Here is a 24,163-nt window from a genome sequence, read left to right on the forward strand (position 1 = left end):
GGAAGGACCCATCTTGTTATTTGAAACCCATGCTCATCTAAATGCGAAGGAATTCGATGAAGATCGTGCAGAGGTCATTGCTCGTGCGCAAGAAAATGGCGTCAGTACAATTGTGAACATCGGATTCAACGCTGAAACAATTCCAACTTGCATGGATTTGGCTCATGCGTATGACTTTATTTACGCCGTCATCGGTTGGCATCCACAAGACGCCAAGGACATGACAGACGAACACCTAGAATGGATCGAGGAGCTCAGTCGTGATCCGAAAGTAGTGGGATTGGGTGAAATGGGCTTGGACTACTACTGGGATACGTCGCCACGTGATGTGCAGGCAGAGGTGTTCCGCAAGCAGATTCGTCTGGCTCGCAAGCTCGACATGCCGATCATCATCCACAATCGCGATGCGCACCAAGACGTTTTAACGATCCTGAAGGAAGAGAAGGCAGCAGATGTTGGCGGCATCATGCACTGCTTCTCTGGCAGCTGGGAAACAGCGAAGCAGGCACTCGATATGAATTTTTATATTTCGTTCGGTGGTCCGCTTACATTCAAAAATGCCAAGCAGCCAAAAGAAGTAGCAGCGAAGGTACCGCTAGACAAGCTGTTGATAGAGACAGATTGCCCGTATCTCACTCCGCATCCTTTCCGCGGGAAGCGAAATGAGAGTGGATATGTGCGCTACGTCTGTGAGGAAATGGCGAACATTCATGGTTTGTCTTACGAGGAAATGGCACAAATTACCGCTGACAACGCCAGACGTCTTTTTCGCATGAATGGTTAATAAAAACGGGAAATCACGATTGATTACGTGATTTCCCGTTTTTTTTGTGTTATGTAACCGGGTTCTACTCTATTTTGTCGACGCATACGATGAACAATGTGTCGAACGATTATTGTCCATCCGACATGGCTTCTCGACAGGTTTCTGCTACCATTCGCCATGCCTATTTTGCTAGTCTGGTACCATTATCGCTTCAGCCAAAAGGGAGGGTAAATTTGACAAAGCCGGGAAAGTGAAATACAATCAAAGCCGACCTTGTGAAGTACCGGCCACTTCCAGAATATTAGTGCAATTACATCGACCCTTACCTGGCTAGACAAGAAGAGCCTTGCGCTTTTCTAGGAAAAGGAGTGTGGGAAATGGAGTTACGCGCGATATGGGAAAGGTATAAGAATCGTGGGCTAGTCATGTTTGGCTGCCTTGCTCTTGTGCTCGTTCCCATGATTGGCTATTTCTCTGCCCAGGCTACTCAGCCAAAACAGGTCACTTTTTCGTTGGACGGAGAAAGCAAGACGGTCGCTACAAAAGCCAAGACCGTTGAGCAGTTCTTAACCGAGCGAAACATTACGGTAACGGAAAAGGATTCCCTTCAACCGACCCCCGAGACGAAGCTAAAAGACGGAGCACTCATTACTTTATATACAACCTGGTCCATACCAATCCAGGTTGACGGGCAGAAAAAAACGATAGAGACACTTAGTCGGGATGTTGCTGGTGCGTTGAAGGACGGCGGCATCGTGCTAGGTGAGAAGGACCGGGTAGAACCGGTATTGACCGCTACACTTACCAAGGACTCCTCGATCAGCGTAAAGCGGGTTGTTGAGAAAATGGTAAAAGTCGATGAGCGAGTCACCTTTCAAGAAATACGCAAAAATGATCCAGCGCTGGAAAAAGGTAAGACCCGCGTATTACAGAGCGGGCAAGAAGGTAAGGCAATTGCACACTATAAGCTAGTCATGGAAGATGGAAAAGAAGTCTCCCGTGATCTGGTCAAAAAAGATGTACTTGTACCGAAGAAAGATAATGTCGTAGCCGTGGGTACCGCAGTTCCAACGTTGCAGAAAAAGGGTCAACCAGATCGGGTCCTGGTTGCTTCAGCAGCGGGTCCGGTATCACGTGGTGGAAAAGTGTTTAGGCCGAAAAAAGTACTGAACGGGGTTACCCTGACTGCTTATACTCCTTCGGGAGGTGGCAAACACCCAAGCTCTCCGGGATATGGACGCACATCGACAGGGGTAAAAGCCAAGACAGGTCACACAATCGCTGTAGATCCTAAAGTCATTCCGTATGGATGGTGGGTGTACATTGAAGGTGTTGGGTATCGTCGAGCTGAAGATACGGGTGGTGCCATGAAAGGTGGCAAAATCGACGTATTCGTAGGCACGGAATCCGAGGCGAGGAAATTCGGTCGCAAGCGAAACAAAACTGTATATATCATTGGACCACAGAAGCCTTAGGACAGGAGCGATTGCTCCTGTTCTTCTGTTTCCTACATGGTTATTGTGATAAGCTGTTTGTTAGTTAGACGATCCTTTTTACCAAATGTTTCATGTATTTTTGGCTTTGGGTACGGTTTTTTTTGGAACACTAGTATCGTACCGACTTTGTACGAAAGTGGGAGCACATGATGAAGATCAAGGAAGTCATCGTGGTGGAAGGACGAGACGATACCGCAGCAATCAAGCGTGCGGTTAATGCTGATACGATTGAAACTGGTGGTTCTGCCATTCATAAAAGAACGATTGAAAAAATCAGGCTGGCGCAACAAAAACGCGGTGTTATTATTTTTACAGACCCTGATTATCAAGGGGAGCGCATCCGAAAAATTATCAGCAAGTCGGTTCCAGGCTGCAAGCACGCATTTATTACCCAGGAGGACGGGACCAAAAAGGGCGACATCGGCGTTGAGAACGCGTCACCTGACGTGATTATTCGTGCGCTTTCAGAGGTACGTACCGAAATGGCGGAAACGGCTGGAGAGATTACCTCAGACGATCTGTTGGCAAATGGTCTTACGTCCGGAGTAGATGCTAAAGATCGCAGAATTAAGCTGGGAGAAGCATTGGGGATCGGATACGCCAACGCCAAGCAAATGCTGCAGCGGCTCAATGCCTTCCAAATCAGTCGAGCAGAATTCGAAGCGGCCATTACGGCTATCAACAAAGAGAGGAAGTAAGCCATGACCCAAATAGCGGGCAAGGATATTGCGACACCTACGCGTACAAAAGAAATATTGGAGAAGTACGGCTTTTCTTTTAAGAAGAGTCTGGGCCAGAACTTCCTGATAGACACCAACATTTTACATAACATTGTTTCAGAGGCAGACCTTACCAAGGAAAAGGGAGCGATTGAAATTGGGCCCGGTATCGGTGCGCTGACGGAGCAATTGGGACGAGCAGCCAAAAAAGTAATGGCGATCGAAATCGACCAGCGTCTTTTGCCTATTTTGCAGGACACGCTGTCACCCTATGAAAATATTGAAGTCGTTCATGGGGACGTACTGGAGCTAGATCTGAAGAAGTTAATAGAAGAAAAGATGACAGGAGTGGAAAAGCTGAGCGTAGTGGCGAATCTGCCTTACTATGTGACGACACCCATCCTGATGAAGCTGCTGGAAGAGAGATTGCCCCTCGAAAACATCGTGGTCATGATTCAAAAGGAAGTGGCAGAGAGAATTGCAGCCAAACCAGGAACGAAAGACTATGGCTCTCTTTCAGTCGCAGCTCAATTCTATGCAGAAACAGAAGTAGCGATGATTGTGCCTGCAAGTGTGTTCATTCCGCGTCCGAATGTCGACTCGGCAGTGATTCGCTTAAAGGTAAGGGATCGTCCTCCAGTGGAAGTAGACGACCAGGATGTGTTTTTCCGGGTGGTACGCAGCTCGTTTGCACAGCGCCGTAAGACGTTGTTGAACAACCTAATGAACGGACTGTTTCCTAAAACCCAAAAGGATGAAGTAATACAGATGCTCACTGACATCGGGATCAATCCGACTCGACGTGGTGAAACACTCAGTTTGGACGAATTTGCCCGCCTAGCGAACGAAGGTATGCGCCGCGGACTGATTACGTAAATCGTGTAGACGACCCTCTTATTTTTGGGCGAGATCACCCAAGAATGGGGGTTTTTGCGTATTTATGCCCTTTATGCATATCTTTTGACAAATATCTACGTTTTTTATGAAAAAAACCCCGTTGACAAAATATCTACAGGGTTGCTATAATTTTTTATTTCTTTGACAAAATATAAGTGAGCTGTTATAATAGATGTAAGCGAGGTGGATGGAACAATGGCAAGAAACACGTTACTTGACATTAAACGCAGTTTAGACGGACACATCGGTGAGCGCATCCTGCTGAAGGCTAATGGCGGTCGCCGCAAAACCGTTGAACGTAGTGGCATCCTCGAAGAAACTTACCCATCTGTGTTTGTGGTAAAGCTGGATGACGACCAACTCTTTGAGCGGGTATCTTACAGCTATGCTGACATCTTGACGGAAACAGTAGAATTGACGGTGTGCCGCGAAAACGAGCACATCCGCATCACATTTGTACAACAGTAGAGCCCTTTTGGGTTCTACTGTTTTGTTTTTTATATCGAAAAGCTCTGAACATTTGGTTGAGGCAATAAAAAGAGCAGCATAGAGCACACTAAGCCTGTCAACGAGAAGGAGGGTGCTATGGGTCGCAGACGAGGACTGATGTCAGAGCAGTTTAAGATGGAACTGGCCAAAGAGCTTGGGTTTTACGATACAGTAAAAGCCGAGGGTTGGGGAGGCATCACGACACGGGATGCGGGTAACATGGTCAAGCGTGCTGTTCAGCTTGCTGAGGAAGCATTAGCCGCTAAGCGATTGTAGCATTTGGTTTGATCGTACGGACGTTTCTCACCATATAAACACTCGTTGACAAGGCCGGGGCAACCCGGTTTTTTTCTGTAAAGAGAGCTGAATTTTCGAAATACCCATAATGATCTCGATCCTATTCTTTTTAATTGATCAAGTGGCATGGGAGAGATTGGCTATGCTACAATAAGAGACTAGGAAATTTAGAAAGTAGGCAGAGGTGAATTACGTGCGTATCTCGGTCAAAGCTCCGGCCAAAATTAATTTGACTCTCGACGTGCTTGCCAAACGGCCGGACGGTTATCACGAAGTGGAAATGGTGATGACAACCGTAGACTTGGCAGATCGTGTGGACATGACTCTACGCGAAGATGGTGAGATTACGCTGGACTGTTCTGCCAGCTTCGTACCGGATGATATCCGTAACCACGCATATAAAGCGGCAACGCTCATGAAAGAAAAATTTCAAGTACGCCAGGGCGTACACTTGTATATCGACAAGCAAATTCCGGTTGCGGCTGGACTGGCAGGTGGCAGTAGTGATGCAGCAGCAACACTACGCGGCTTGAACCAATTGTGGAATCTCGGGTTGACCAGAGATGAGCTGGCTAAAATCGGAGCAGAAATTGGCTCTGATGTGCCGTTTTGCGTTTATGGAGGAACAGCGCTGGCGACAGGGCGTGGCGAACAGATTGCGCATCTGGGAGCGCCTGCACCGTGCTGGGTCATTCTAGCCAAGCCGCCTATCGGAGTATCTACCCCGGATGTATACGGAAACCTGCGTGTGGCCCAGATCGATAATCATCCCGATACCCAACAAATGCTGCAAGCCATCGCGACTCAAGACTTTTCACTCATGTGCCAATCTCTTGGGAATGTGTTGGAGAACGTCACGCTCTCGCTTCATCCACAAGTAAGACAGATCAAGGATCTCATGGTCGCTTCGGGGGCAGATGGTGTCCTGATGTCTGGCAGCGGCCCTACTGTGTTTGCTCTTGTGCAAAAGGAAGCGAAAGTACATCGGATCTACAACGCGTTGCGAGGTTTTGTCAAAGATGTGTTTGTTGTCCGAATGTTAGGCGCTCAAGATGGGGAAATACTTGCATAAACCCGTATGGAAATGATACATTATCAGCATAATATTCGGTTTTGGAGGAAGAGCCATGAAGAAATTGCGCAGAAGTGCACGTCTGGTTGATATGACGCAGCACTTGCTCGCCCATCCCCATACGCTGACTCCTCTCACTCTGTTCGCGGAACAATACGGCGCAGCGAAATCATCCATCAGTGAAGACTTGTCTATCATTAAAGAGGCTTTTGAAGTCCAAGGGGTAGGCTTGTTGAAAACGGTGGCGGGAGCGGCAGGCGGAGTGAAGTATATTCCACAGGTCAAAACGGAAGAGGCCCTTCACTTCATGCGCGAACTGATCGGTCAACTCGCTAATCCAGAGAGACTTTTGCCAGGTGGATACTTGTATATGTCCGACATTCTCGGGAATCCACAAACGATGGCGAAGATCGGAAAGCTCTTTGCAACCGCTTATGCGGATAAAAATGTGGATGTCGTTATGACGGTGGAAACAAAGGGGATTCCACTTGCGTATGCGACGGCTATGTTTCTGAATGTGCCTGTTGTGATTGTGCGCCGTGACAACAAGGTGACGGAAGGTTCAGTAGTGAGCATTAACTATGTATCGGGTTCCAGTAAACGAATTCAAACCATGTCACTCGCTCGCCGCGGTTTGGCCGAGCAGTCTCGCGTCCTCATTGTGGATGACTTTATGAAAGCTGGCGGGACATTGCGGGGCATGATTGATCTGTTGCAGGAATTCCGTGCAACCGTAGTAGGGTGCGGCGTACTGGTAGAAACAACAGCAGATGTTTCTGAGCGTTTGGTAGATGAATATGTATCGCTTGCAAAACTGCAGGATGTAGACTTCAAGGGCAAGCAAATTGAAATAGAGCTAGGCAGTTTTTTTGAAAATAGAGGGGAGTAGATAGGTATGGCAATCTCTTTTGTTTCAACTGACAAGGCTCCTGCCGCTATTGGTCCTTACAGCCAAGCTGCGAAGGTAGGTCCATTTCTTTTTGCATCGGGTCAAATTCCGCTGCGTGCTGACGGCACTTTGGTAGAAGGTGACGTCGTGGAGCAAACCCATCAGGTTTTTTCCAACATTCAAGCAGTACTAGCAGAAGCCGGTGGCAACCTGACGAACGTAGTGAAGGCGACTGTATTCATCAAGGACATGAATGATTTTGGCCAACTGAATGAAGTGTACGGCCACTATTTCGGCGATCACAAGCCAGCTCGTTCCACTGTGGAAGTGGCACGTCTGCCGCGCGACGTAAAAGTCGAAATCGAAATTGTAGCTTATATCGAATAGGAAAAATTGGAAAATAGCCTGATGCCACGCGCATTAGGCTATTTTTTTGTGTGATTGTAGAAAATTTCCAAAAAATGACATATAAACATATTTATATATTTTTTCAAATATTGCATAATGGTAAGCAGGAATATTTACCCAGCGAGTGGAAATAATCCTAAACGCGTTACATAGATAAAGGGAGTGAACTAGATGGAAGTAACAGACGTAAGGCTGCGCCGAGTGAATACGGATGGTAGGATGAAAGCGATTGCATCCATTACAATTGACCATGAGTTTGTGGTTCATGATATCCGTGTCATTGACGGAAACAATGGTATGTTTGTAGCTATGCCGAGCAAGCGTACACCAGATGGAGAATTCCGTGATATTGCCCATCCGATTTCTTCGACTACCCGTGAAAAAATCCAGGCAGCAGTTCTCACAGAATACGACCGCGTAGGTCAAGAAGAAGAAAGCACTATCGAAGCTGGTGCTTAAAACACACAAAGCACCCTGTCACTTGCGGCAGGGTGCTTCGGCGTCCGTTAACCATAACATTTTTTTAGGTCGTTCAAAATAATTTCTCGGTCCATGCCTTCCCCGATGAAAACAGCCACCATTTTTGGTCCGAAATTTTCAAAAGGGAACAGGAGCACCTGATTATCGGTATGTTGAAACGAGATCAGCTCGGGCTTTCCGTGAAACTGGACGTAACCTTTTGCCCGATAGACGTTTTTGGGGAGATCGTATAGGAAGTCCTCGAATTTTTTCGCGTCTACTGGTCCGGTGAATACATAGGAAAATGTTTCGATACTATTGTAGAGAGAGGGCTGGCTTGTTTTTAGGCCGAGGGATTGCTTGAGCCTGTCCATCGTGGACATTCGGCCGATGCTTTTCTGTACGGCAATAGGGCGGTTTGTCTCGTTGTCGAGCGGTCGCTCACGAACGGTGCGTTTGACAGACAAAAGCCGGGAGACTTCTATTTCCGCCTGAACAGTAGCGTGTATGGGTGCAGTCGGATTGATTTCACTGAGCTTTTGACGGACCCGCTCTATGACATCAGGACTGGTCAAATCGGTTTTGTTCAAAAGAAGCAGGTCTGCGTAACGCACTTGGTTTCGAATCGTTTTGACCAGAGTGCCAGTCGAGGAGAATCGTGAGTTGAGGTCCAGAAAGCGAGAGGCGTCGACAACACTAATGGTCCCTTTTAACTCTAGTCGATCATACAGCTCTGGATGGGTAATCGTATCGATGACATCAAGTGGATCGGCTACGCCAGTAGTCTCGATGAGGATTCGGTCTGGCGCAATGGCGTTCATAATATCTTTCAAGCCCTCCGTCAGCTCGCCCTTGATCGAGCAGCAAATGCAGCCATCGAGCATTTTTTTGACAGGAAAGCCGAAGCCTTGCAATTGTTCCCCGTCAATATCTTCCTCCCCCATTTCATTCATCAAGACGACTACTTTCTGGTCTGTGATGCGCAAATGAGTCAGCCATTGTTGCAAAAGGGTGGTTTTTCCGCTTCCTAAATACCCAGTCAGCAAGTATACCTCTGCGCTCATCTAATCCTACCTCCTTCAAAATAACCTCTTTCGCCCAACAATATATCACATTTCTGTCAGAAAATTAAATGTTGTCTGCCTTGTGTCTAACTACTGGCAATGCAAGGAATCAGGGATAATCCTGTATCGATTGTCTTGAAATTCACATATGAATTAGGATATAGTCATTGTGGAACTTCTACGATGGAGGGTTGACATGTCTAAGATCCATGCCGTGGTTCTGGCTGCTGGTCAGGGTACACGGATGAAATCGAAGCTGTACAAAGTCCTGCACCCTGTGTGCGGAAAGCCTATGGTTCAGCATGTAGTCGATACGATGGCGTCCATGCAGGTTCAGGATATCGTTGTCGTCGTAGGTCATGGTGCTGACGCTGTCCGCGCCAAGCTAGGCGAGGATATCACTTATGCACTGCAAGAAGAACAGTTGGGAACGGCACATGCCGTTTCGCAGGCAGCGCCGTTTTTACAGGATAAAGAAGGAACTACGTTTCTTTTATATGGCGACGTTCCCCTCTTGTCAGCGACTACGTTGTCGGCCTTGCTGACCTATCACGAGGAGCAGCAAGCGGCTGCAACTGTATTAACCGCCGTATTACCTGATGCAACAGGTTATGGGCGTATCGTGCGCAATGAGGCGGGCGAAGTATTGCGAATCGTGGAACATAAGGACGCTACAGAAGCGGAACGGGCGATCAGAGAAATTAATACGGGCATATACTGCTATGACAACCGAAAATTATGGAAAGCCTTGGCGGAAGTGAAAAATGACAACGCACAAGGCGAATACTATGTAACAGACGTTGTCGGTATTTTGCGTGAGGCAGGTGAAAAGGTAGTTGGGTACGAAGCGGTTGACCCGGAGGAAACGATGGGTGTGAACGATCGTGTACAGCTATCCGAAGCAGAAGCCTACATGAAAAAACGTATTATGACTGGTCACATGCGAAATGGTGTGACAATCATCGATCCAGCTTCTACGTACATCGAAACTGATGTGAAGATTGAGGCAGATACTGTGATCCACCCAGGTTCTTTCCTGCGTGGACAAACAACCGTGGGAGCTGATTGTGTAATCGGACCCCAAGCGGATCTGACGAATGTGGAAGTAGCGAGTGGCGTGACCATTTCTTACTCGGTAATGGTTGATTCGAGTGTGAAAAGCGACTCATCTGTTGGGCCATTTGCTTATGTTCGACCAGGAACACAGATTGGAAGCAATGCCAAAATCGGTGATTTCGTGGAATTGAAAAATGCGAAAATTGGTGACGGTACGAAGGTTCCTCATCTCAGCTATGTAGGAGATGCGGAGATCGGAGACGAAGTCAATATTGGCTGTGGAACGATTACCGTCAACTACGATGGGGCAGTGAAGCATAAAACGACCGTAAAAGACGGCGCATTCATCGGTTGCAACAGCAATCTGGTGGCGCCCGTTACAGTTGGACAAAGTGCTTATGTAGCTGCTGGCTCGACCATTAACCAAGATGTGCCGGATAATGCGCTTGCGATCGCACGTGAGCGTCAAGTCAATAAGATCGATTACGCGAACAAAATGCCTCGCAAGGGCAAAAAGCAATCATAAACGGGAGGTTCTTGAGAAGATCATGGCTAACTACCGCGACCCAAAACTGAAGGTATTTACGTGCAACGCAAACCCGGAACTGGCAAAAGAAATCGCCGAACACATCGGTGTACCACTCGGAAACGCACAAGTAGTGCGCTTTAGTGATGGCGAATGCCAACTCAAACTCAATGAAAGCGTTCGCGGTTGTGACGTATTTGTCATTCAGCCAACATCTGCTCCCGTTAATGAGCATCTGATGGAGCTTTTGGTCATGGTCGATGCATTGAAGCGCGCTTCGGCTAAGAGTATTAACGTGGTAATTCCTTACTACGGCTACGCTCGTCAAGATCGCAAAGCACGTGCACGTGATCCAATCACAGCCAAGCTGGTTGCTAACCTGATCGAGACTGCAGGTGCACAACGTGTGATTACGATGGATCTGCACGCAACACAAATCCAAGGCTTCTTCGATATTCCAGTTGATCATCTGCTGGGTGTGCCTATCTTGGGTAAACACTTCTCTGAAAAAGGTCTGAAAGATATCGTTGTCGTATCTCCAGACCACGGTGGAGTGACTCGTGCTCGTAAATTGGCAGAACGTCTGGAAGCGCCTATTGCCATTATTGACAAACGCCGCCCAGAACCAAACGTAGCCGAAGTAATGAACATCGTAGGTAACATCGAAGGCAAAACAGCGATCATCATCGACGATATTATCGATACCGCTGGAACGATCACACTAGCTGCAAGTGCACTTGTAGAAGCAGGCGCACGTGAAGTATATGCATGCTGCACGCACCCAGTTCTGTCTGGTCCTGCTATCGAGCGTATTGCTAACTCGACGATCAAGGAACTGATTGTGACCAACTCGATCCCGCTGACAGAAGAACAAATTATCGATAAGATTACCGTTCTTTCGGTAGCGCCAATCATTGGTGAAGCAATCATTCGTGTTCACGAAGAGCTTTCCGTAAGCAAGTTGTTCGATTAATATACAATCCCCTGTAGGGGATTGAACTAAACCTCCGATGGACAAGCTAGTGAGGAAACTTTTACTAGCAGTCCGAAGGAGGTTTTTTTGTGGAACAATTACAGGCACAGTCTCGTGAAAAAAAGACAGGCAATGCTGTAAAGGTACTGCGCAAGGAAGGCTGGGTTCCCGGTATTATGTACGGCAGCGAAGTGGGCAATAAGCCAATTCAGCTCAAAGGAAGAGAACTGGATGCGGCCCTGCGTCATCAGACGACGAATAAGCCATTTCGGTTGAGTGTAGACGGGGACACGCACGATGTCATGGTTTATGAGCTGCAACGGCATCCTTTGCAGGGAAACATTTTGCATGCAGATTTTAAGAAGATCAATATGAATGAAAAAATACACACGTCCGTACCTGTCCTCATGACAGGAGATCCGGAGTTGGGTGTGGCTACTCTTGTCCGCCATAGTGTGGAAGTGACTTGCTTGCCAGGTAATATACCAGAATCGTTCCTAGTCGATGTAGATGGGTTCAACATCGGGGATGTCGTTTTGGTAGCGGATCTGACAGTCCCGCCAGGAGTGGAGCTGGGGCTTGATTCCACGGAAGTGCTGATCAGTGTCCTGCCAGTTAAGGTCAAGTCCGAAGAATCGATTGATGCGGAGCAAGAAGCAGAGGCAGTGGCCGAAAAAGCAGGAACCGCTAACGAATAAAATCATGGCATAAAAAAGAAGGGCGAGGTGATTTCATCTCTGCCCTTCTACTTTTGTTCACGTAACCATTCGAGTACAATGGGGAGAGAGTGGGAGGGAAAAAGCGTGAAAGTCATAATTGGATTGGGTAATCCCGGGAAAAAATATGAAGACACCAGACATAATGCTGGCTTTATGGCCATAGATAAGATTAGCGACAAATGGGGAATTCCTGTTACGCAAAACAAGTTTCGTGCACTAGTTGGCGAAGGCCGAATCGAAGGCGAGAAGGTGCTGCTGGTGAAGCCGCAGACGTACATGAATCTCTCAGGTGAATCGGTAGCGGAAGTCCTCAAGTTTTACAAGCTGATTCCAGATGATCTCGTTGTCATCTACGACGATCTTGATTTGCCGACCGGACATCTTCGTCTGCGAGAAAAAGGCAGTGCTGGTGGGCACAACGGCATCAAGTCGATGATTCAGCATTTGGGCACACAGGAGTTTAAACGAATCAAGGTAGGAATCAGCCGTCCTGAACCAGGGCGGAGCGTCAGCGACTATGTTTTGAATACGTTTCCAGTGGCGGAAAGAGCCGACATTCAAGAAGCGGTGAGCGTGGCTGCTGAAGCATGCGCCATGTGGACAAGAGAGTCGTTTTTAAAGGTCATGAACCATTACAACAGCTTGAAGAAGTAGTATGATTTCCCACCCAATCGTCCATACTAACCAATAGGAACAGTATGGGGGTGGTATGTGCATGAGCATACGCTATACATGTCGTTGTTGCGGCATGAAGATTGCAGAATTTGACGAATCGCAAGTAACAGAAGCGCAGCTCGGGTTTGATTCCTTGACCCCGGAGGAACGTGCTCTTATAATATCGAGAGAACAAAGTGGAGATACGGTCGTCAGCATCACGTGCGACTATTGCCGTGAAGCGCTGATTCAGCATCCAGAGCTTTCGCTAGTCGGAAACCCACTTCAATAAGTGGATACGCATTAGGAAGGCTTGCACTGACAAGGCCTTAGCTTGGGGAGCTAAGGCTTCTTTTCGCATGGCTGACCTGCGGTTATTGTGAACGTAAGCGAGGCTCTGCTTTTAGTTGACAGAAGAATTAGAGAGGGGATTAGTGAATGCAAGTCATCATTAACCCGATGAAACAGGACACGAATGTCGGGACAATCGTGGCTGGTTTGGAGAAGGGGCTTCAAGAGCAGCTTGTCTCTGGCTTAGCTGGTTCCGCCCGGCAAGTATTGATGGCGTCATTGCAACAAATGTCAGATCGTCCGGTCTGCGTAGTGACGCATAACATGTACCAAGCACAAAAAGTATACGAAGATTTGATCGAGTTAGTTCCCTCTGATCAGGTGTTGCTTTATCCCGGTAATGAGCTGATTGGCTCTGAGCTTGCCATTGCCAGCCCTGAAATGCTGGCGCAGCGAATTCATGTATTCAACCGTCTGGCCCAAGGCTTTACGGGTTTTTTGGTTGCACCATTTGCTGGCTTGCGTCGCTTAGTCGTTCCCCCGCAAGTATGGAAGGAAGCACAAATTCAGTTATCTGTCGGTGATGAGCTCGATATTGATTCCTTTTTACTCCGATGTATTGAGCTTGGCTATGAGAGAGTGGACATGGTCGAGCGCAAGGGAGAAATGAGTATTCGCGGTGGAATTATCGATTTGTATCCGATCGATTCGGAGTGGCCGGTGCGGATTGAGCTGTTTGATGTGGAGATCGACTCGATCCGTACGTTTGACATGCTCTCCCAACGGTCACTAGAATCCGTCCAGACTTATATTCTCGGTCCGGCAAAAGAAATGATCGCTTCGACTCCGTTATTGCAGGAATCGGCTGTTCGCTTGGAACAAAAGCTGGGAGAAACCATCGCCAATTTGAAGGATGGGGCTGCCAAGGAAAAAGTCATGGAGCGAATCGGCTCTGATGCAGAGAGAATGAAGCAAGGACAGCGTTTTGCACAGCTGTATTCGTACATCTCTGTCATTTACCCGACGGGTGATACCTTATTGTCCTATATGCCCTCCGATACCTTGCTGATCGTTGATGAGCCTTCCCGTGTGTTGGATACGGCAGCGCAATTGCAAAAAGAAGAAGGGGAATGGCTGACAGGACGCATCATCCAGGGCGAATATATGTCCAATCTCAGCCTGTCGCGCACGTACGACGAGATCGTATCGACGAAAAAGCGCCAGATCGTTTACCTCTCCCTATTTTTGAGACAATCACCAAAGACTCAGCCGCAAAACATCGTGAATCTGACTTGTCGTACCATGCAAAACTTCCATGGACAGATGAACGTACTGAAAACAGAACTGGCTCGTTGGAAGAAGTCCCAGGATCAGATCGTCTTTGTCGCAGCTGATTTGGAGCGTGCAAAGCGACTGGAGCGTGTCCTGCATGACTACGAAATGGAAGCGGATGTTTTAACTGATGCAGTGGAAACGGTGCCTCCGGGGCGTCCTACGATCATTTTAGGAAATCTCCAGACAGGCTTTGAGCTGCCATTAAACAAGCTGGTCGTTATTACGGAAGGCGAAGTTTTTACAGCAAAACAGCGCAAGGCACGCAAAGTTCAACAGACGATGAACAACGCCGAGCGTATCAAAAACTACCTTGAGCTCAAGCCCGGTGATTTCGTCGTCCACGTCAATCACGGGATTGGGAAATACCTCGGAATTGAAACCAAGGAAATTCTCGGAATTCATAAAGATTACCTTCATATTCAATACGCAGCAGGAGACAGTCTGTTTGTTCCGATTGATCAAATCGACCATGTGCAGAAGTACGTGGCGAGCGAAGAGGCACAGCCGAAGATTTACAGCTTGGGCGGCAGCGAGTGGAAACGGGTCAAAAATAAAGTCCAGTCGTCTGTGAAGGATATCGCTGAAGATTTGATCAAGCTGTACGCAGCACGCGAAGCAGCTGTCGGTCATACATTCTCTCCCGACACGACAGAGCAGCGTGAATTTGAGGCGATGTTCCCGTATCAGGAAACACAAGACCAGCTCCGCGCGATTTCTGAAGTCAAAGCGGACATGGAGCGCAAACGTCCGATGGATCGCCTCGTTTGTGGGGACGTGGGTTACGGGAAGACAGAGGTTGCGATTCGTGCTGCCTTCAAGTCTGTCATGGACGGAAAACAGGTAGCCGTTTTGGTTCCAACTACGATTCTGGCTCAGCAGCATTACGAGACGTTCCGTGAGCGTTTTGCGGAATATCCGATCCGCGTGGAGGTATTGAGTCGATTCCGTTCGCGCAAAGAGCAGAATGCCACGTTAAAAGGACTGAAGGAAGGCACAGTCGATGTCGTCATCGGTACGCACCGTCTCCTTTCCAAAGACCTGACATTCCGCGAGCTCGGTCTGTTAATCGTAGACGAGGAGCAGCGCTTCGGTGTGAGCCACAAGGAAAAGCTCAAGCAGATCAAAACGAATGTGGATGTTATGACACTGACCGCTACGCCGATTCCACGTACCTTGCACATGTCGATGCTCGGTGTGCGTGATTTGTCTGTTATCGAAACTCCGCCAGAAAATCGTTTTCCGGTGCAGACGTATGTGATGGATTACAGCCCTGCTTTGGTTCGCGAAGCGATTGAGCGTGAGATGGCTCGTGATGGTCAAGTGTTCTTCCTCTACAACCAAGTACAAGGAATCGAACAGATGGCGGAGCAGATTTCTATGCTCGTTCCTGACGCGCGCATCGCTGTGGCGCATGGGCAGATGAACGAAAGTGAGCTGGAGGGCGTCATTCTCGACTTTTTGGAAGGGAATTTTGACGTATTGGTCAGCACGACGATCATTGAGACCGGGGTGGACATCCCGAACGTCAATACGCTGATTATTTACAATGCAGATAAAATGGGCTTGTCCCAGCTGTATCAGCTGCGTGGACGTGTAGGTCGTTCCAACCGAATTGCGTACGCTTACTTTACGTATCAACGGGACAAGGTGCTGACAGAGGTAGCGGAAAAACGTCTGCAAGCCATCAAGGAATTTACCGAGCTCGGCTCTGGTTTCAAGATCGCGATGCGAGACTTGTCCATTCGTGGAGCCGGTAATTTGCTGGGCGCGGAGCAGCATGGTTTTATTAATACGGTCGGATTCGACTTGTACAGCCAGATGCTGAAAGAGGCCATTGATGAGCTAAAGGGCGAAGTCAAACACGAAATTGTCACACCTGTGGAGATTAATCTGCAACTGGATGCCTATATTCCGTCGATGTACATTACGGACAGCCGACAAAAAATCGAGATGTACAAAAAGTTTGTCGCGGTGTCTACATTGGAAGACGTCGACGATTTGGCAGAGGAGCTGCTAGACCGTTTTGGACCAGTTCCGAAGCCAGTTGATAATCTGTTGACCATTTCCCGTTTGCGTGTGTATGCCCTGAAGCATCACATCACCGAAATTAGCCAAAAGAATCCAGACGAGATTAAATTGTTCCTGCACCCTAGTCAGAACAACAACATCGATGGTGGAGCCTTGTTTGCACTTACCAGTAACTGGAGCAAGAGGGTTGGGCTGTCGGGTGGACAACAGATCACTATTGCTGTTAAAGTAAAGGGGTTAAAAGAAGATGAGGGCGTGCAGTTGGTTGAAAAGCTGCTGCGTCAATTTCACCAGGTGCGAAGAGACACCGGTACGGAAAGCCCCGTGTCTTAACTGACAAAATGGGCTTGCCCGGGAAGGGAGAACCTTATTTATGAAACGTTCTGTAGCGATTCTATCTTCGGCTGTTCTGGTCGTTGCACTCATGACTGGTTGCGGCGGAAAAGCAGAAGAAGCGAAACAAGAATCAAAAACTCCAGCGAATCAGACAGATGGCAGCAATCAAGCTGCTAATGATCCTTTGGTACAATTCCCTAAACTCACTCTGCCTTACGCAGCAGACCCGAAAGCGGTCATTGTGGAGTATCAAGGAGGAACTGTAACAGGAAATGAGTTCGAAGAGTTCCTGCGTGTCATTAACTTCATGAACCCACAACAAGGTACCATGATTGAAATGGCAGATAGCAACTCACTGAAAGCTTTTGCGCGTGAGTATACAGCTACCAAGGTTTTGGCTAGCCGTTCTGACGATGCCATGAAAAAAGAGGCCAAAGAACTCGCTGAGAAAACCTTCGAGAAAATCAAAACGCAGTACATGGGCTTTTTGGGCAAGGATGAAGCTCAGTTCACCAAGCTCTTGGAAGGTCAAGGCGTAACGAAGGACATGATCGTCAATCAGATGAACCTGATCAACCAGTCCATCAATGTGATGAAAAAGAATATCGACGATGCTACGCTGAAGCAAACCTATGATCAAATGGACAAAGCTTCCCGTACCGTTGCTTCTGTTCGCCACATCCTGATCTCTACCGAAAAGCGCACACCAGAAGAGGCGTTGAAAATCTCCAACGACTTGGTAGCGCGCCTGAAAAAGGGTGAAGACTTCGCGAAGCTGGCAAAAGAGTTTACAGATGACCCAGGCAGCAAGGAGTCTGGCGGCTTGTACGAAAATGCGGATGTAACGCAATGGGTACCAGAATTTAAAGAAGCATCCCTGACACAAAAAGTCGGTGAAGTTGGCCCGCCAGTAAAAACTGATTTTGGTTACCATATTATTAAGGTCGAGAATCGCAAAGAAAAGACCTTTGATGAGATGAAAGAACAGCTCCGCGCGAGTTCTTTGGAGAAAGCCTATGATGCTTTCGCCAAGAACGAGCTGGACAAGCTCATTACGAAATTCAACATCCCGCAGTCCAAAAACGACGCTCCGGCGAAGAAATAAGAAGTCCGAAGAAAAACAGGGAATTCGTTTCCCTGTTTTTTCGTTTTCTCGCATATTCTTCAAACATGGGCAAATACTATTATCACTCGCTACCACCCGGGGGAGAGTAATTGAGGTAACTGGTAAAAATTAATACCATCACCCATAGTTAAACTTAGAATTTGAGGAAAAAATACAACTAACCAACCACCATCTATTCACTACCCACTTCTCAGGGAAAGCGAGGCAACAAGACATGAAAGCAACTGGTATCGTTCGTCGAATTGACGACCTCGGTAGGGTCGTGATTCCTAAGGAGATTCGTCGTACACTGCGCATTCGTGAGGGCGACCCGCTTGAGATTTTTGTGGATCGTGACGGAGAAGTCATTCTCAAAAAGTATTCACCAATTGGAGAATTGGGTGATTTTGCAAAAGAGTACGCCGACTCTTTGTATGAAAGCATGAATCATACCGTACTGATTTCAGACAGAGATACTGTCATTGCTGTGGCAGGTGCCTCCAAAAAGGAATACTTGGAGAAACCCATTGGTAGTATTGTTGAGAAATGCTTGGAGGAAAGAAAAACCCGACTGGAGAAAAACGCAGGCTCTTATGAAATTTGTCGTGATATGAACGAAACGATGGGCTCGTTCGTCGTTGCACCCATTGTAGCAGGAGGCGATCCAATCGGGTCCGTGATCCTCCTCAACAAAAACGAGTCAACCAAGATGAGTGATTTGGAGATCAAAATGTCGGAAACAGCGGCCGGTTTCCTGGCAAAGCAGATGGAGCAGTAGGATAGGATCAGCAAAAACAGCCTCGTACCCCGGGGCTGTTTTTCTTGTGCCTATGGCCTTGTGGTATAATGAACGAAGTTTTAGGTTGGAGAGGAGAAATTTCACGCACATGGCTCAAGAAAAGGCTTCCGTTCAATTTGTGAAAGGCGCGGCGATACTTGGAATTGCCGGTCTTGTCTCCAAGCTTTTAGGCGCTGTATACCGCATCCCATACCAAAACATTGCCGGAGATATCGGCTTGTACGTATATATGCAAGTATACCCGCTGTACACCACGTTGTTGATTCTGGCGACGGCGGGTTTTCCCATCGCCATCTCCAAGATCGTCTCAGAGCGCGTCGCTGTCGGGGATGCGATCGGGGCGCGCAGGGCGTTTCGAGTAGCCAGTATATCGCTGGTTGTTCTCGGGATCTTTTTCTTCTTACTGTTATATGGAGGGGCACCTATGATTGCCCGTATGATGGGTGATGAGCATTTGATTACCCCGCTCCGAGCGGTAGCTTGGTCACTCCCGTTGGTGCCGATGGTTGCGATCTTGCGCGGCTATTTTCAGGGGCATCAAAATATGATGCCGACTGGCGTCTCTCAGGTTGCTGAGCAGTTCATTCGCGTGATTTTCATCTTGGTCGCTGCATTCTGGGCGATGAACATGTATCAGGATCCGTACATGGCTGGTACAGGTGCCGTTTTTGCTGCTTTTCCAGGTGCCATTGCTGCTATTCTCGTCTTGCTTTGGTATTGGAGAAAAGACAAGCAGATGGGGCTAACGACCATCAATCAAGTGCAGCAATCAACCGCGAATTCGTGGACCAATCGCCAGATATTACGTCATCTCTTGACCTATGCCGTTCCGATTTGTATGGGTGCACTGGTTTTGCCGCTTGTTCCGCTTGTAGACTCGATGACCGTCGTCAATATGCTGCAATGGAGCGGGACCCCGGAGGACATGGCCAAGCTTTTGAAGGGTGCATTTGACCGTGGTCAGCCACTCATTCAGTTTGGTACGTTTTTCGCTACGTCCTTGTCTCTGGCATTAGTGCCTGCGATCAGTGAAGCTGTTGCCCAGCGCCAGCATCAATTGATCTCTCATCGTTCCGAAGTAGCGATTCGACTGACCTTCCTGTTAGGATTGCCTGCTTCCTTTGGACTTGCTCTGTTGGCGGAGCCGATCAACGTCATGCTCTACGGAGACAGCAACGGTACCGAGGCCCTCGCTGTACAGTCCTTCACGATTATTTTCGCCACGGTGAGTATTGCCAGCGCGGGGATTTTGCAAGGCTTGGGACGTGTAATGCGACCTGCCCGCAACTTGTTTATTGGTGTATTGGTGAAGCTCATCCTCAATCTGGCGCTCGTTCCGTTCTGGGGCATCTCTGGTGCAGCAGTGTCCACCGTTTTAGCTTATTTGGTCGCCATGGGACTGAACGTTCTTGCGGTAAGCAAATACACGGGGGCACAAATCGGATTCCGCCAAACGGTGAAAAAGCCATTCATCTCCGTCGTGGTGATGTCGATTGTCGTGTTGCTGGTCGAGTGGCTCGCTAATACAGTGCTCGGCAGTGCCGGACTTTCAAATCGCTTGTTCCATACGCTGGTAGGCTTGATTGCTGTCGGTTCAGGAGCATTGGTCTATTTGCTGGCACTTTTGAAAACGGGTGGACTTACGAGAAATGATATTCAATTTTTGCCAAAAGGAAAGCGAATTGCTTCGCTATTAACGAAATATAAGCTCCTCCCAGCGGAGAAAGCGAGAAGGAACGAAAAGGAGGCGTGACGAGTGGAAATGAAGAATAAGACCATTACCGTGGTCGGTCTTGGTGCCGGAGATTTGGACCAGCTCCCTTATGGCATCTATCGTACACTCAAAGCTGCCAAACAGCTGTATTTGCGCACGAAAGAGCATCCGGTCGTAGCCGAGTTGATCGCAGAAGGCATCGCGATTGAGTCCTTTGATGCTGTATATGAGCAGCACGATACGTTTTCCGATGTGTACACCGATATTGTGGAGCGACTTTTTTCACAGGTAAACGAAGCAGGCAGTCTTGTCTATGCCGTGCCTGGCCATCCTTTGGTGGCGGAACGTACTGTGCAGCTGTTGTTGGCAGAGGGACCAAAACGTGGAGTAGAGATCGAAATTGGCGGTGGACAGAGCTTTATCGATCCGTTGTTTGCCCGCCTACATATCGACCCGATCGAGGGATTCTCTTTGCTAGATGGGACGGCGCTCGCTGCTCATCAAGTATCTCCGGGTCTGCATACGATTATCGCGCAAGTGTACGATGCCTTTGTGGCTTCTGATGTGAAGCTGACCTTGATGGAAGTGCTGCCGGACGATTACGAGGTGACGGTAGCGACTGCCGTAGGGGTAGCGGGGCAAGAAATCATTGAGACAGTGCCGTTGTATGAACTGGACAGACTCGATCATTTCGGGAATTTGTCCCTGGTGTATGTACCGCCGACGAAGGATGAGAAGGTATCGTACCGCCAATTCTCCTACTTGAAGGAGATCGTTGCGATCCTGCGCAGTCCGGATGGATGCCCGTGGGATCGCGAGCAAACACATCAAAGCATCCGCAAAAACTTGATTGAAGAGACGTACGAGGTTTTGGAGACGATCGACGACGATGATCCAGATGCGATGTGTGAGGAGCTAGGTGATTTGTTGATGCAAATCATGCTGCATTCGCAGATGGCAGCCGAAGACGGATATTTTTCGGTAGATGATGTTGTCGCGACATTGAATGAAAAGCTAGTTCGCCGCCACCCGCACGTATTCGGGGAAAAGAGCGCGAATGATTCTGAGGAAGCACTGGCGAATTGGCAGGAGATCAAAGCACAGGAAAAAGCAGCAAAAGGCATCGATGTAACGGTTCAATCACAGTTGGCGGGAATACCGCGTGATTTGCCAGCACTGATGTATGCGTACAAGCTGCAGAAAAAAGCAGCCCAAGTCGGCTTTGACTGGGACGATATTGCAGACGTGTACAAAAAGGTAGAAGAGGAGTACCGCGAGCTGCAAGAAGCATCAGAAGAAGAACGCGCTGGCGAGCTGGGTGATTTGCTATTTGCGGTAGTCAATCTGGCGCGCTTCCTGGGGCTCGATCCGGAAGCAGCCCTCGCGTTGACCAACAACAAGTTCAAGAAGCGCTTTTCCTATATTGAAGGCAAGCTGCAAGAGGCGGGTCGTACCTTCGAGCAGACAGACCTGCAAGAGATGGACAAATGGTGGGAGGAAGCCAAACATGAGACTAGATAAATATTTGAAAGTGTCTCGACTGATCAAGCGGCGCACGCTCGCAAAAGAAGTGTGCGACAAACAGCGTGTGGAAATCAACGATCGCCCTGCAAAGGCGTCCAGTAACGTGAAAATCGGCGACAAGCTGGCGATCCGTTTCGGACAAAAAATCGTGTCGGTAAAAGTAGAGGACATTAAGGAAAACCCGCGCAAGGAAGAAGCGGCTTCGCTGTATACCGTCATTGGCGAAGTTCCCGTTCCGCGTGATGAAAAAGAAGAAGACGCCTACCTCAAAGGGTAATGTACAACGAAAAGAGACTGCCGGGATGGCAGTCTTTTTTTTAGGCTTTTTTTCCAAGCAAAGGATATAATGAGAGTACCTGAAGGCATTTCCGAAGGGATGTGTGCTGTGTGCAACAAAACGGAGTTCGAACGGGCTACTTTTTGTCTATTTCGCTTCTGTTATCATCTATCCTGTACTTTTTTGCCTCGAACTGGCCGCTTATGGTCAGGGAGCAAAAGATCGGCGTCAGTGTGGCAATCCTCGTTCTTTTTTATTTGTTATCCTATGGACTGCGTTTCATCAAACGTCATACGTTTTTGAGCAATTGGCTTCTGGTGGCTGGTGGCTTGGCCTTTGGCATCAGCGTGGCTTTGTTGGGGCAAATATACAATAGTCATGCTGATAGCTACATGCTGTTCGTCGTATGGCTCATTCCGAATTTGTTATTTGCGGTTTTCACGCGCTATCAGCCGTTCTATGTCATCAGCTATGTCCTCGCTCATTTGGCCATTTACTTCTTTCTCCATCCATCAGTCATTCATGTAGCGCGTGAAGACGAGTGGTGGTTCATGATTTTTTGGTTGATTGCTTTGGGAAATATGGTCTTGTTCTGGCTAACCACGACAGGAAGATTACATTCTAAACCGATCTACTACTTATCCTTTCTGACCTTTTCCGTCAGTCTTTTCTGGTCAGCTTTCACGGATGTATACGGTCCGTTTCCTGAGCTTTTATATGTCCTTACCGGGGGCATCCTGTTTGTCACGTTTTTAAAGTGGGTGCCGAGTCGCGGGCTTCTGATTGTGACAGCCTCGCTGCTCTCGCTGTTTGTGCTCGTTAAATTCATATCCTACATGGTGAAGTATTATTCAGAAGGCTTCTTTGTTTTGATGCTGCTGCTGACCGTAGTCATTATTTGGGGAGCAGTTGCAGGGATTAATTGGCTGCGCAAGGAATCAGCGTATCAAAAAAGCAAATGGGTTGTGTTTTTTCAAGAGGCATTTACGGTTCTCGTTACGACCATTGCCGCATCTATTGGAGCTATTTCGATAGCAGGTCTGCTTTTTCTGATCATTCAAGAGGAAACGGTTATTGATTTGCTGTTTTTCCTTTCCTTAATTGGCTTTATTGGCCCTGTGGTGTTTATGAGTGGGATGAATGCAACGGTACGATATACACTGCTCACAATGGGGTATATATTGGGTGTCGGTTCTGTTCTGTTTTTAGAAGGAGCTTACTGGATCGTTTTCCTGTTGGTACTGTTATACGTGTGGAAAGCTGTCCCTGCCATTCCGGCGCGGCTTTTGACACAGCTGACTTTTTTAGGCGTCCTGGCTACGAAGCTGGACGAGTACCTGCCTTCCTTTGAATATGTACTATTGATCATATTTGCTACGCAGTTGGCGATGCATTACGTAAAACAATTGCCAGCCGTTTTGCAAAACAGCTCGTTGGTGTACGCCTTACTCTCGCTTTTGATCCTGACAGAGGAAGGGTTTCAATCGGGCTCCATGAATGTGGTAGTGAATCTGGCTTTTTTCGCAGTCAGCACGTATTTGTTGTATCGGACATTGCATCAGCAAAATAAGGTGAGATTCGGTATTGTACTCGGTTTCTGGTTTGCCTTTCTCCTCATGAAGTACTACGACATGCTATGGAGCTTGCTGCACAAGTCACTGAGCCTGCTTTTGCTCAGCCTGGTGTTTTTCATCGCTACCCTGTGGTGGGATCGAAGGTCGAAAATCGAGTGGCCGAGAAGCGAGCCTTCCCTTTTTGTGAGAAAAGCGTTTGTGTTGCTTCCTGTCATTTTGCTGCAATTTGTTTTGATTGGCTATCAAGTATGGAGCAGTGAAACGATCCTGGCCAACGGAAAAACGGTGAAGCTGGAGCTGGTTCCAATCGATCCGCGTTCGTTACTGCAAGGTGATTACGTCAGACTTGGCTACACCATTTCTACACTGGGCCAAGAACAGGTTGACTCAGGGGATAAGATTCGAGTCGTACTCCGCCAAAAAGCAGATGGCTTGCACAGCTACAGTGGCTATTATGAGATCGATGGTCGATGGAATCGAGCCTACGAGCCTCAGCCATCGGATGTGGTGATTAATGGAAGTTCAATCGGTGGCAATCAGGTGGAATACGGCATAGAAAGCTATTTTGTCCCAGAAGGAACCGGACTTGAAGTCGAGCGGAATGCCAAATACGCTATTGTGAAAATTGGTGAGAGAGGCGATGCCATCCTGGAGAGCCTGTCGAACCAGTAGACATTACAAAAGAAGAAGCTGCCT

General features: G+C 48.1%; 23 protein-coding genes. 22 read left to right on the plus strand and 1 reads right to left on the minus strand.

What is annotated here, in order from left to right; genetic code table 11:
* Positions 1-13 precede the first annotated feature (13 nt).
* The 10 genes from C7R92_RS29580 (at position 14) to spoVG (ending at position 7,492) form a co-directional block, all read left to right on the plus strand.
* Positions 14-784 (plus strand): TatD family hydrolase, encoded by a 771-nt coding sequence (locus tag C7R92_RS29580; protein WP_017246933.1) that lies wholly within the window; start codon positions 14-16, stop codon positions 782-784.
* A gap of 359 nt (positions 785-1,143) precedes the next feature.
* Positions 1,144-2,241 (plus strand): 3D domain-containing protein, encoded by a 1,098-nt coding sequence (locus C7R92_RS29585; RefSeq protein WP_069852563.1) that lies wholly within the window; start codon positions 1,144-1,146, stop codon positions 2,239-2,241.
* Between the two features lie 170 nt (positions 2,242-2,411).
* The gene (rnmV, locus tag C7R92_RS29590; protein WP_069852640.1) at positions 2,412-2,960 is read left to right on the plus strand and encodes a ribonuclease M5; all 549 of its coding nucleotides are present in this window, start codon (positions 2,412-2,414) and stop codon (positions 2,958-2,960) included.
* A gap of 3 nt (positions 2,961-2,963) precedes the next feature.
* Positions 2,964-3,857 (plus strand): 16S rRNA (adenine(1518)-N(6)/adenine(1519)-N(6))-dimethyltransferase RsmA, encoded by an 894-nt coding sequence (gene rsmA, locus C7R92_RS29595; protein ID WP_017246936.1) that lies wholly within the window; start codon positions 2,964-2,966, stop codon positions 3,855-3,857.
* Positions 3,858-4,073: 216 nt separating this feature from the next.
* The gene (veg, locus tag C7R92_RS29600; protein ID WP_069852565.1) at positions 4,074-4,346 is read left to right on the plus strand and encodes a biofilm formation stimulator Veg; all 273 of its coding nucleotides are present in this window, start codon (positions 4,074-4,076) and stop codon (positions 4,344-4,346) included.
* A gap of 117 nt (positions 4,347-4,463) precedes the next feature.
* Entirely contained in the window at positions 4,464-4,643 is a 180-nt protein-coding gene (locus C7R92_RS29605; protein WP_017246937.1) for a small, acid-soluble spore protein, alpha/beta type, read from the plus strand.
* A 214-nt stretch (positions 4,644-4,857) separates the two neighbouring features.
* Entirely contained in the window at positions 4,858-5,736 is an 879-nt protein-coding gene (gene ispE / locus C7R92_RS29610; protein ID WP_069852567.1) for a 4-(cytidine 5'-diphospho)-2-C-methyl-D-erythritol kinase, read from the plus strand.
* 55 nt (positions 5,737-5,791) lie between these two features.
* Positions 5,792-6,625 (plus strand): pur operon repressor, encoded by an 834-nt coding sequence (purR, locus tag C7R92_RS29615; protein WP_007719934.1) that lies wholly within the window; start codon positions 5,792-5,794, stop codon positions 6,623-6,625.
* A 6-nt stretch (positions 6,626-6,631) separates the two neighbouring features.
* Positions 6,632-7,012: a RidA family protein gene (locus tag C7R92_RS29620; RefSeq protein WP_017246939.1), complete on the plus strand. Its 381-nt coding sequence runs from the start codon at positions 6,632-6,634 to the stop codon at positions 7,010-7,012.
* Between the two features lie 192 nt (positions 7,013-7,204).
* The gene (gene spoVG, locus C7R92_RS29625) at positions 7,205-7,492 is read left to right on the plus strand and encodes a septation regulator SpoVG (RefSeq protein ID WP_007719936.1); all 288 of its coding nucleotides are present in this window, start codon (positions 7,205-7,207) and stop codon (positions 7,490-7,492) included.
* Positions 7,493-7,539: 47 nt separating this feature from the next.
* On the opposite strand, the gene C7R92_RS29630 is transcribed toward spoVG, so the two are convergent.
* A complete protein-coding gene (locus C7R92_RS29630) occupies positions 7,540-8,556 on the minus strand; it encodes a CobW family GTP-binding protein (RefSeq protein WP_069852569.1) in 1,017 nt (338 codons plus the stop codon).
* A 196-nt stretch (positions 8,557-8,752) separates the two neighbouring features.
* On the opposite strand from C7R92_RS29630, the gene glmU reads away from it, so the two are divergent.
* The 12 genes from glmU to C7R92_RS29690 all read left to right on the plus strand — a co-directional run bounded on the left by glmU (position 8,753) and on the right by C7R92_RS29690 (position 24,139).
* Entirely contained in the window at positions 8,753-10,138 is a 1,386-nt protein-coding gene (gene glmU / locus C7R92_RS29635; RefSeq protein WP_106836622.1) for a bifunctional UDP-N-acetylglucosamine diphosphorylase/glucosamine-1-phosphate N-acetyltransferase GlmU, read from the plus strand.
* Between the two features lie 22 nt (positions 10,139-10,160).
* Positions 10,161-11,111 carry a ribose-phosphate diphosphokinase gene (locus C7R92_RS29640; RefSeq protein ID WP_017246942.1) on the plus strand — a complete coding sequence of 317 codons (951 nt, stop codon included), beginning with the start codon at positions 10,161-10,163 and terminating at the stop codon, positions 11,109-11,111.
* 89 nt (positions 11,112-11,200) lie between these two features.
* Complete coding sequence (locus tag C7R92_RS29645) at positions 11,201-11,809, plus strand: 50S ribosomal protein L25 (RefSeq protein WP_017246943.1); 609 nt, start codon at positions 11,201-11,203, stop codon at positions 11,807-11,809.
* Between the two features lie 105 nt (positions 11,810-11,914).
* Positions 11,915-12,484 (plus strand): aminoacyl-tRNA hydrolase, encoded by a 570-nt coding sequence (gene pth / locus C7R92_RS29650; RefSeq protein ID WP_017246944.1) that lies wholly within the window; start codon positions 11,915-11,917, stop codon positions 12,482-12,484.
* 61 nt (positions 12,485-12,545) lie between these two features.
* Positions 12,546-12,776, plus strand: a complete 231-nt coding sequence (locus C7R92_RS29655; RefSeq protein ID WP_007726431.1) for an anti-sigma-F factor Fin — start codon at positions 12,546-12,548, stop codon at positions 12,774-12,776.
* Positions 12,777-12,922: 146 nt separating this feature from the next.
* Positions 12,923-16,471, plus strand: coding sequence for a transcription-repair coupling factor (gene mfd, locus C7R92_RS29660; RefSeq protein ID WP_106836623.1), 3,549 nt, complete (start codon positions 12,923-12,925; stop codon positions 16,469-16,471).
* Positions 16,472-16,511: 40 nt separating this feature from the next.
* The gene (locus C7R92_RS29665) at positions 16,512-17,579 is read left to right on the plus strand and encodes a peptidylprolyl isomerase (RefSeq protein ID WP_069852576.1); all 1,068 of its coding nucleotides are present in this window, start codon (positions 16,512-16,514) and stop codon (positions 17,577-17,579) included.
* A gap of 235 nt (positions 17,580-17,814) precedes the next feature.
* Complete coding sequence (spoVT, locus tag C7R92_RS29670; protein ID WP_069852578.1) at positions 17,815-18,357, plus strand: stage V sporulation protein T; 543 nt, start codon at positions 17,815-17,817, stop codon at positions 18,355-18,357.
* 109 nt (positions 18,358-18,466) lie between these two features.
* Positions 18,467-20,131 carry a putative polysaccharide biosynthesis protein gene (locus C7R92_RS29675; protein WP_069852581.1) on the plus strand — a complete coding sequence of 555 codons (1,665 nt, stop codon included), beginning with the start codon at positions 18,467-18,469 and terminating at the stop codon, positions 20,129-20,131.
* Between the two features lie 9 nt (positions 20,132-20,140).
* Positions 20,141-21,613: a bifunctional methyltransferase/pyrophosphohydrolase YabN gene (yabN, locus tag C7R92_RS29680; RefSeq protein WP_069852643.1), complete on the plus strand. Its 1,473-nt coding sequence runs from the start codon at positions 20,141-20,143 to the stop codon at positions 21,611-21,613.
* Positions 21,600-21,893, plus strand: coding sequence for an RNA-binding S4 domain-containing protein (locus C7R92_RS29685; RefSeq protein ID WP_012683879.1), 294 nt, complete (start codon positions 21,600-21,602; stop codon positions 21,891-21,893). Before yabN ends, C7R92_RS29685 begins: the two co-directional genes overlap by 14 nt.
* Before the next feature lie 110 nt (positions 21,894-22,003).
* Positions 22,004-24,139 (plus strand): GDYXXLXY domain-containing protein, encoded by a 2,136-nt coding sequence (locus C7R92_RS29690; protein WP_106836624.1) that lies wholly within the window; start codon positions 22,004-22,006, stop codon positions 24,137-24,139.
* The last annotated feature ends 24 nt before the right edge of the window (positions 24,140-24,163 follow it).

Source organism: Brevibacillus porteri, from assembly GCF_003013475.1.
Classification (GTDB): Bacteria; Bacillota; Bacilli; order Brevibacillales; family Brevibacillaceae; genus Brevibacillus; species Brevibacillus porteri.

Excerpts from the sequence above, each read along its gene's own strand:
- mfd (WP_106836623.1), top strand. The coding sequence starts at position 12,923 with ATGCAAGTCATCATTAACCCGATGAAACAGGACACGAATGTCGGGACA.
- glmU (WP_106836622.1), top strand. The coding sequence starts at position 8,753 with ATGTCTAAGATCCATGCCGTGGTTCTGGCTGCTGGTCAGGGTACACGG.
- C7R92_RS29630 (WP_069852569.1), bottom strand. The coding sequence starts at position 8,556 with ATGAGCGCAGAGGTATACTTGCTGACTGGGTATTTAGGAAGCGGAAAA.
- spoVT (WP_069852578.1), top strand. The coding sequence starts at position 17,815 with ATGAAAGCAACTGGTATCGTTCGTCGAATTGACGACCTCGGTAGGGTC.
- rnmV (WP_069852640.1), top strand. The coding sequence starts at position 2,412 with ATGAAGATCAAGGAAGTCATCGTGGTGGAAGGACGAGACGATACCGCA.
- spoVG (WP_007719936.1), top strand. The coding sequence starts at position 7,205 with ATGGAAGTAACAGACGTAAGGCTGCGCCGAGTGAATACGGATGGTAGG.
- yabN (WP_069852643.1), top strand. The coding sequence starts at position 20,141 with ATGAAGAATAAGACCATTACCGTGGTCGGTCTTGGTGCCGGAGATTTG.
- C7R92_RS29640 (WP_017246942.1), top strand. The coding sequence starts at position 10,161 with ATGGCTAACTACCGCGACCCAAAACTGAAGGTATTTACGTGCAACGCA.
- C7R92_RS29685 (WP_012683879.1), top strand. The coding sequence starts at position 21,600 with ATGAGACTAGATAAATATTTGAAAGTGTCTCGACTGATCAAGCGGCGC.
- C7R92_RS29620 (WP_017246939.1), top strand. The coding sequence starts at position 6,632 with ATGGCAATCTCTTTTGTTTCAACTGACAAGGCTCCTGCCGCTATTGGT.
- C7R92_RS29675 (WP_069852581.1), top strand. The coding sequence starts at position 18,467 with ATGGCTCAAGAAAAGGCTTCCGTTCAATTTGTGAAAGGCGCGGCGATA.
- C7R92_RS29665 (WP_069852576.1), top strand. The coding sequence starts at position 16,512 with ATGAAACGTTCTGTAGCGATTCTATCTTCGGCTGTTCTGGTCGTTGCA.
- rsmA (WP_017246936.1), top strand. The coding sequence starts at position 2,964 with ATGACCCAAATAGCGGGCAAGGATATTGCGACACCTACGCGTACAAAA.
- veg (WP_069852565.1), top strand. The coding sequence starts at position 4,074 with ATGGCAAGAAACACGTTACTTGACATTAAACGCAGTTTAGACGGACAC.
- C7R92_RS29655 (WP_007726431.1), top strand. The coding sequence starts at position 12,546 with ATGAGCATACGCTATACATGTCGTTGTTGCGGCATGAAGATTGCAGAA.
- C7R92_RS29585 (WP_069852563.1), top strand. The coding sequence starts at position 1,144 with ATGGAGTTACGCGCGATATGGGAAAGGTATAAGAATCGTGGGCTAGTC.
- C7R92_RS29605 (WP_017246937.1), top strand. The coding sequence starts at position 4,464 with ATGGGTCGCAGACGAGGACTGATGTCAGAGCAGTTTAAGATGGAACTG.
- purR (WP_007719934.1), top strand. The coding sequence starts at position 5,792 with ATGAAGAAATTGCGCAGAAGTGCACGTCTGGTTGATATGACGCAGCAC.